The organism is Acidobacteriota bacterium (assembly GCA_022340665.1).
In the GTDB taxonomy this organism is placed as follows: domain Bacteria; phylum Acidobacteriota; class Thermoanaerobaculia; order Thermoanaerobaculales; family Sulfomarinibacteraceae; genus Sulfomarinibacter.
Window position 1 is genome coordinate 1 of the sequence record JAJDNM010000071.1, and the last position, 6315, is coordinate 6315.

Annotated in this window: 6 protein-coding genes; 3 read left to right on the forward strand and 3 right to left on the reverse strand. The window is 62.7% G+C overall.

The features are described 5' to 3' along the window. Positions 1-674: hypothetical protein (locus LJE93_08730; GenBank protein MCG6948979.1), on the forward strand; the 674-nt coding region annotated here is incomplete at its 5' end. 64 nt (positions 675-738) lie between these two features. Here LJE93_08730 and LJE93_08735 read toward each other — a convergent pair. Both LJE93_08735 and LJE93_08740 read right to left on the reverse strand, forming a co-directional pair. Next, the gene (locus LJE93_08735; GenBank protein MCG6948980.1) at positions 739-1275 is read right to left on the reverse strand and encodes an ester cyclase; all 537 of its coding nucleotides are present in this window, start codon (positions 1273-1275) and stop codon (positions 739-741) included. Between the two features lie 116 nt (positions 1276-1391). Next, the gene (locus tag LJE93_08740; protein ID MCG6948981.1) at positions 1392-3302 is read right to left on the reverse strand and encodes an ABC transporter ATP-binding protein/permease; all 1911 of its coding nucleotides are present in this window, start codon (positions 3300-3302) and stop codon (positions 1392-1394) included. Positions 3303-3915: 613 nt separating this feature from the next. On the opposite strand from LJE93_08740, the gene LJE93_08745 reads away from it, so the two are divergent. After that, on the forward strand, positions 3916-5262 hold the full coding sequence (locus LJE93_08745; GenBank protein MCG6948982.1) for a hypothetical protein: 1347 nt from the start codon (positions 3916-3918) through the stop codon (positions 5260-5262). A gap of 129 nt (positions 5263-5391) precedes the next feature. After that, positions 5392-5751 (forward strand): hypothetical protein, encoded by a 360-nt coding sequence (locus LJE93_08750; GenBank protein ID MCG6948983.1) that lies wholly within the window; start codon positions 5392-5394, stop codon positions 5749-5751. 209 nt (positions 5752-5960) lie between these two features. Here LJE93_08750 and LJE93_08755 read toward each other — a convergent pair. Then, the coding region (locus LJE93_08755) for a hypothetical protein (protein ID MCG6948984.1) at positions 5961-6315 on the reverse strand (355 nt) is incomplete at its 5' end.

Below are 6315 nucleotides of genomic sequence, written 5' to 3' on the forward strand. Positions count from 1 at the left end.
TCCAGGGAGGTGGGTGGAGCTGGGGCTGCTCGCACTCGATGGCCCAACTCGTCGGCTACCACGTAGGCGGGGCTGGCTTCACCGCCTTCTGCTCGACCGATTGCTACCCGAACCCTCCGGGACTGACGATGAACAACGGCGTCTCGATCTTCGAGGGCGATGGCAACTGCGGCGGCCTGGTGTCGGTGCAGCTTGGCCAGATGGCGGAAGCCGAGGTCGGCTGGAGGATCGTCTTCAACGCCCAGGACACGGTCAACTCGGTCGCCTACGGCGTCGGCTTCGCCACCGCTGCGGGCGGTCTCACGCCCAGCGTCACCTGGCTGACCTCGACCACCGGAATCGACGAACGCGATCCGGTGATGGCGCGGATCGGTTCGGGCACACCGGAGCGTTACCTGGTCGGCTGGAGAACCGAGAGCGACGGCGCCTTTCACCTCGGAGTGATCGACGACGCCGGCGCCTTCCTCGAAGGCCCGGAGCAGCTGAGCCCGTCCGGCCCCGGTTGGGGCAACCGTGACGACTCCTTCCGCCAGACCGCCGACAGCACGATCGCCTGGGTCGAGGGCGCTTCCAACTCATCAGTCCTCATGCTCTACAACTACCTCGACGCGGCACTTTTTGCGGACGGCTTCGAGACCGGCTACCCGGACCGATGGAGCGCGAGCACGCCGTAGCGAGGGTGCCACGTTTCGAGTAGCCGGATCGTGGGAGTCCGGGGCCTCTTCCGGCCCGCGGCGACTACTCTTCGGTAGTCTCCTCCGCGGAAGCCGGAGTCAGTGTATAGCCCATCTGCTGGAACATGGACAGCTGGTTGTAGTACTGCCAGACCTCGGTCGTTTTCCCGTCGACCGCGCGTGAGATCGCGACCCCCTGGAGCTGGACCGGCTGACCGCTGGGCGGTAGACCCTGGAGTGGGCCGGTGTTGGTTCCGGTCATCGTCCACCGGATCACGGTCTTGTCTCCGGCCACGAGGACCTCGTCGAAGGTGACGTGGAAATCCGGAAACGCGGTACGGAAGTCAGTCACGAGCTCCTTGAAGGCAGCCGTGCCGACGACATCCTCACCGATATCGACAACGTGCCAGACGAAGTCCGGGGCGTACAACTCGTCCACCAGGCCGAGGTCGCCGTTGTTCCAGATTGCCAGGTAGGGATCCATCGGAGGGATCTCCACCTCCGGCGCTTGGGTGCTTGGACAGCAGCCGATTGCTATCCCCACCACTCCGAGCGCGATCACCAGGCCAAACAGATTCTTCACGGGTGTCTTGTGACGCATGTCCTCCTCCTTCGCTCGTCCGGACGAGCGCACTCGATCAATCAACGACGGTGGTCGATACCAACCAAGATGTGTCCTGCGGTACGTGAAGTCAACCGATGCGTGCTTGCCCGCTCTCAGGGACACTCGGCGGAGCTTCGGCTCCGCACACGGTGTCCGGTCCCCAGGCCCTGCTGTGCCGCGAACTGGGCGAAGAGCCCGCCGGCCGCGATCAGCTCGGCGAAGGTACCGCTCTCGACGATTCGCCCGCTGTCGAGGACGTGAATCATGTCAGCCTCGGCGATCGTCGACAGCCGATGGGCCACCGCCAGCGTGGTGCGGCCCTCCGACGCCCGATCCAGGGCGGCCTGCACGAGCCGTTCCGAGACCGTATCGAGGGCGCTGGTCGCTTCGTCCAGAAGGAGCACCGGAGGGTCCTTGAGCAGCACCCGGGCGATGGCGATCCGCTGCTGCTCACCGCCCGAGAGCCGGTAGCCGCGCTCCCCCACCACGGTCTCGTATCCGTCCTCGAAGCTCATGATGGTGTCGTGGATATTGGCCGCGCGGCAGGCCTCTATCATCTCGGCATCACTCGCGTCGGGCTTGGCGTACCGCAGGTTCTGGGCGATCGTCGCGTGAAACAGGTAGTTTTCCTGGCTCACTACGCCGATGTTTTCCAAAAGAGATTGGTGACGCAAACGGCGTTCATCCACGCCCGCGAACCACACACTGCCGGCGGTCGGATCGTGCAGCCGCGCGACGAGGTACACAATCGTGGTCTTGCCCGATCCACTCGGGCCGACGAAGGCCACGGTCTCGCCGGGCTCAGCGGTGAATGACACATCGCTCAGGATCGGCAGAGCCTCGACTCGCGCGTCCGGATAGCGAAACTCCACGTCGCGGAACTCGATGCGGCCCAGCGGACCGGGGCCGTCGTCCACGTTGATCGCATCCGGAGCGTCGACGATGGCGGGCACCAGGTCGAGATACTCGAATATGCGCGCGAACAGCGCTCGCGAGGTCTGTACCTCCAGCGATACCCGCATGAGACCGATCAACGGGCGCAGCAGCCTGGCCTGGACGGCGGTGAACGCGACGATCGTGCCCGCGGTGATCTCCGGGCCCCCGCCGCCGGCCGGCGTCCGCGCCATGAGGAAACCGGCGGCGAGATAGAGAATCGCCGGAACGCTCGACATGATGACCGTGACCACCCCAAAGAACCACTGGCCGCTCATCGCCTGGCGCACCCGAAGCGAGACCAGCCTGCGGTTCTCGGCCTCGTAACGTTCGATCTCGAGAGCCTGGCGATTGAAGACTTTCGAGAGCAGAATTCCGGAGACGTTGAGGGTTTCCTCGGTAATGGCCGTGAGCTCGGACAGCGAAATCTGGGTTTTCGATGCGATGCGCGCACGGATCTGGCCCACACGGCGCTGCACGATCACGAGGCCGGGCATCATCACCACGGCGATCAATGTCAGGCGCCAGTCGAGCGCGATCATCGCGACCAGCGACGCGATGACCGTGACGACGTCACCGACAATGCTGGTAAAGGTAGTGGTCAGGACTCTGGCGACACCGCCGACGTCATTTTGCAGGCGCGACTGGATGAAGCCGGTCTTGGTGCGCGTGAAGAACGCCAGCTCCATGGACTGGAGCAGCCTGAACATATTGACGCGGAGATCCCTCGCCACGCTGTTGCCGACGGTTGACGTGAGCCACGTCTGCCACACGCCGAGGGCAGCGGTTGCCACGTAGATCCCGACCATGATCGCGACGAGCCGCACCAGCAAGCCCATGTGCGGACCCGACCCGTCGGCCGGAAAGAGTGCGTTGTCGAACACGCGTTCGACGATCAGCGGCGGTACCACCCTGGCGGCGGCGGCGACGACGACCAGCACACAGGTGAGGACGATCGCACCGCGGTAGGGTCGAAACAGGGCGAAGACACGGCGCCACAGGTGCGGAATCTCGGGCGCCTGTGCGTTCAGCTCTCGCAGCGCCCTCTCGTCCATCCGCGATGCTCGTCCTCCACCGGGGCCGAAATTCATTCGATTACTCTACACGGGAGCAGTGCGCGGGTGACATAACTCTCGTTTGATGAATCATGGATCGTTCTGGTGCCATTCGCCGTCTGCAGTAGGTACGGGGTGAAGAAGAACGGTTTTACAACCCGCCCCCTGCGTGAAACCTTGGACGAGAAGCACGCATCAGTCGAGCAAACGCCGGGGTATGAGCCCCGCTCAGTGACGTGTCCCGCGACCGCTTGATTTCGAGTCCGGCAACACATCTGAGTGGTCGACGACCGTCCCGTAGTCACTCTGCCACCCTTCGCATGAACTTGTTGAGGTTGAGGTTCCAGGCTTTAGGAGCTTCTGAAAACAACACAGATGTACCGCCGCATGGTACAGCGCCTCTGTGCTAATGTCGGGCGACAGAAAGCTGCTGAACCATTGTCGATCAAGCGTCCGATCACGGAAGTCCGTTCGCCAGAATCGCTGAGTTTTTCAGACAGAAGCTGGATCACGGCTCCCCGGGCTGTCACCGATCCCGATGTGGAAATCGACCGAGCGAACCGCGTTTCACCCCCTCGTGACCGGCGGTTCCAGCCTGACTCAACCAGACCGACTCGCAGAATCGAAAAACCTTCCCGGAGATAAGGCCATGGGATTTCCTCAGCGAAACACGACGTTGCGGGAAACCGGTGCCGTGTTGTTGTTAAGCGCCGCGTCAGCAGTGGCTTTGCCAGCCAGCCCGGCGGCCGCCCAGGGTCCCCCCGTGCCTTTTGCGACTCAAACCCTCATCAACGTGTGGGATGGTCTCAGCGATCAAAACTGGTACTCGGCGGTCGCCTACAACCCGGCACAGGACGAATTCCTGGTCGTCTGGCAACATTGGGGGGGCAGTTCCTCCTGTGAGATCTTCGCTCAACGTGTTGCCCGAAACGGCTCGCTGATTGGATCACCGATACCGGTGGCGGTGGGCCTCTCGAGCACGCTCCCGATTCCGGCAGCTGTCGCCTTCGCACCATCCCACGGGGGATACCTCGTGGTGTACCCGCGTCCGGTGAGCGTTTCAAGCTTCGAAATCGCTGGACGGTGGGTGGCGTGGGACGGCACAGTCGATCCGACAGAGATCACGATCGCGGACGGCGTCGGCAGCCGGGAGCTGCCGGACATCGCCTACAACCCCATCGATGACGAGTTTCTTGTCGTCTGGATGAATGTGTGGCCGGGCGGCGGCCGGGATATCGACGCGAGACGGTTGGATGCCGGAACTCTGGCCTCGCTCTCGTGGGCGAATGTGGCGACAGGGCCCGAATTCCGGATGGATCCCCACGTCGCGTTCGATGAGGCGAGCGGGAAATATCTGATCACCTACAGCCGCGAAAAGACCATGGCATTCGACGTCACCGCCAAGTCAGCGGTGGCCAGTCTGCTCGGCGTGAGCGTGGCCCCTGAAATCGAGGTGTGTGCGGGGACCGGGTGCGATACGTACGGGAACGAACTGGCGAGCGCAAACGGTGAGTTCCTGGTCGCGTGGACAAACGATACAGCCGCGACAAACGACATCGATATCCGTGCGCGCAGGGTTTCCGGGGATGGCGTCCCACAAGGACCGGGCACAGGTTTTGCCATCGAGACCTTCCAGTCGGTGACATCCTGGGGCGGTCAGGTTGGCGACGTGTCACACGTACCGGGGTACGGGTACGTCGTGGTCTGGTCCACGCCTGGAGGTTCCGTGGATCTGTGGGGATGCAGCGTTCTGACGGGCCACGATGCGCCTTGGGGAACCCCGTTCCCGATCGATTCCAGCGCCGAGACGCAGACATTCGCGGCCCTGGCCGCGGCCACACCGGAGGGCGACATGTTCGTCGTATTCTCGGATGGCTGGAGCACCTCAGATGTCACCTACGATCTCCGCGGCTACCTGTTCAGCTCCGGCGTGGTGGTGTTCGGGGACGACTTCGAAAACGGCACATCCGCGAACTGGTCCAGCACGATCCCTTGACAGCCAGCCAACCTGAGTGCCGGATATCAATTTGAAAAGGTGGTGTCGTCCGCCCCTTCCGGAGATGAACCAATGAATGTGAATGTGGCAACCTAGAACTACGCATCAACCTCGTCGGCTGGAGGCAATGTGGTTGCAGACGATCTGGGCTATTTCCGAGTTGAAATCGAAATGATGTTCGAGGGGCCAGTCGAGCTCGATCTCGACGATGAGGAATCCCCGAATGTGGCGAACGGGTACTACCAGCTATTCGGTGTAACGGGGTCGAGCTATGCGGAAGCGGTGGCCTTTGTCGAACAGGTGCTCGCCGACGGCGTCACGGAAGATCCGGAGACCTGTGGGTGGCTGGTCCAGCTCCAGGTCGACACGTGGAGCGAGCCCGTCGCGGACACGGAGGAGGGGTACCTTCAGGACCCGTCGTTGCGAGGTGTGCACTTCATCTCCGACCGGGCGTATTTCTTGGCCCTCGACGAAGAACCGAGTACGTGACAACTCCACCTCGCAGATTTGACCGTGACGAGTCACGCCCACTGGGGGCGATCGCGGCGCCCCGGCAGTCGCCCCGGTTCCGCTGCGGTTTTATACATCGTCGGTGCCTGGCGCCTTGACAAGGTATGTCCTCGATGTGCACACCACAACGGTTCAAATGGACTGATTCCCCATTATTTCTTGAACGGTGAAAATTAGCACTGGCCAATCTACGGAACTGTGTCAGACCAGGCCTCGTGGTTGCCGGTCTCGAAGCCGTCGGCGAATATCAAAGGCAATTCATCGGCTCCGATGTCGACTGTCGCAATTTGGTCGCCGTTGCCGTCCATCACCCTCGGATCTCCCTCGAAGTCATATGTCGGGAGGTCTCCGGGGTACGGAGCGCCATCCGAACCCGCGTCGATGCACGGCGAAGATGCGCCCAGGTGATAATCTCCCCACACCCAGTAGTCATCAGTCGGATCGCCGACCGTGCCGTTGTCGTGCCAGAATCCCGGGCCGACGAAACCTGGATCGAGGCTCATGTTCGCACCCTCGACGTCCCAGCTGCCGTCGATGTCGGTG